This window comes from Piscirickettsia salmonis LF-89 = ATCC VR-1361 (genome assembly GCF_000297215.2).
Lineage (GTDB): Bacteria > Pseudomonadota > Gammaproteobacteria > Piscirickettsiales > Piscirickettsiaceae > Piscirickettsia > Piscirickettsia salmonis.
Genome location: NZ_AMFF02000150.1, coordinates 1 through 1,246 on the forward strand (window position 1 = coordinate 1; position 1,246 = coordinate 1,246).

At 36.9% G+C, this 1,246-nt stretch carries 2 protein-coding genes; both read left to right on the forward strand.

The annotated features are described in order from the left end of the window. A partial coding sequence (locus C200_RS12460; protein WP_033923796.1) for an IS701 family transposase occupies positions 1-962 on the forward strand: 962 nt, incomplete at its 5' end. A 97-nt stretch (positions 963-1,059) separates the two neighbouring features. Beyond that, positions 1,060-1,246: hypothetical protein (locus tag C200_RS16225; RefSeq protein ID WP_033923797.1), on the forward strand; the 187-nt coding region annotated here is incomplete at its 3' end.

The window sequence follows — 1,246 nt, forward strand, 5'->3', positions numbered from 1 at the left end:
ATTTTTCGCAACAGTGCCGGATAACTCGCTTATTGAATAAAGCCCCACAAACATCAAAAGACCTTTGGTTAAAAATTAAGACTGATGTTCGTGAGTATGAGGGACTTGATGATGGAGTTTTAGCCTTGGATGATATGATTGCTGAAAAACCCTACAGCGATGAAAATGATATTATCGCCTGGCATTATGACCATAGTAAAGGTCGAACAGTGAAGGGCATTAATATCTTGACAGCGATGGTGCGCTACGGAGACGTACGCTTGCCTATCGCTTATGAAGTGATAGAGAAAACCATTCGTTATAGTGACCTTCAAACCAAAAAAGAACGAAGAAAGTCTTCTTTTACAAAAAATGACCTTTTTCTAAAACTTCTGAATGTCGCTATTCGTAACGACTTAAAGTTTGCATATGTGCTTGCAGATCGCTGGTTTAGCAGTCAATCAAATATGAGCTATATCCACAATGTTGGAAAGAAATTTATCATGGGAATCAAAAGTAATCGATGTGTCGCACTGACTGAAAAAGATAAAGAGAATGGTAAGCATCAACAACTAAAGCAAATATCATTAGAAGACGGCATTCCTCAGACTGTGTACTTAAAAGGTATGGCTTTCAAAGTACAGGTTATGAAAAAAACATTCAAAAACGAAAATGGTAAGGAAAGTGTCTTATATCTAGTAACTAATGACTTGAGTATTGATGGCCAACCAATCCTGGATACCTATAAAAAACGCTGGAGTATTGAGGAATTTCACAAGTCAGTAAAACAAAATTCGAGCTTTGAAAAGTCGCCTACGCGGGTTGTCACATCTCAGTTGAACCATATTTATTACAGTATTCTTGGGTTTTGCAGATTGGAAAGATTAAAATTGAAAAAATCTTTAAACCATTTTGCAATAAAATATAAGCTGATATTAAGGGCTAATCAAATTGCACTTCAGGAGCTTAGAAGTATGGCTTAAAGGTTAAGCGCGTAACATGAGTGGTTAAGTGAACGCCGGTGGACACAAGAAAGCGTGATGATTAATGAAAGTATCTACTTAGCAAGAGGGACGCAGCATGGAAACTCATCCATTCAAGGTAATCAACATAAACTCTCAGTTGCAGAAAGATTACAAAGACTGCACGAAAAAAGGCAGAGAGAAGCAAACGATTAAGTTTGGGCCGGATATATCAATTTCAGAGTTTTTGGACAAGATGAACTTAATCAAGCCTTTTTTGAATAACAAAACGGATGAAGAAGTTG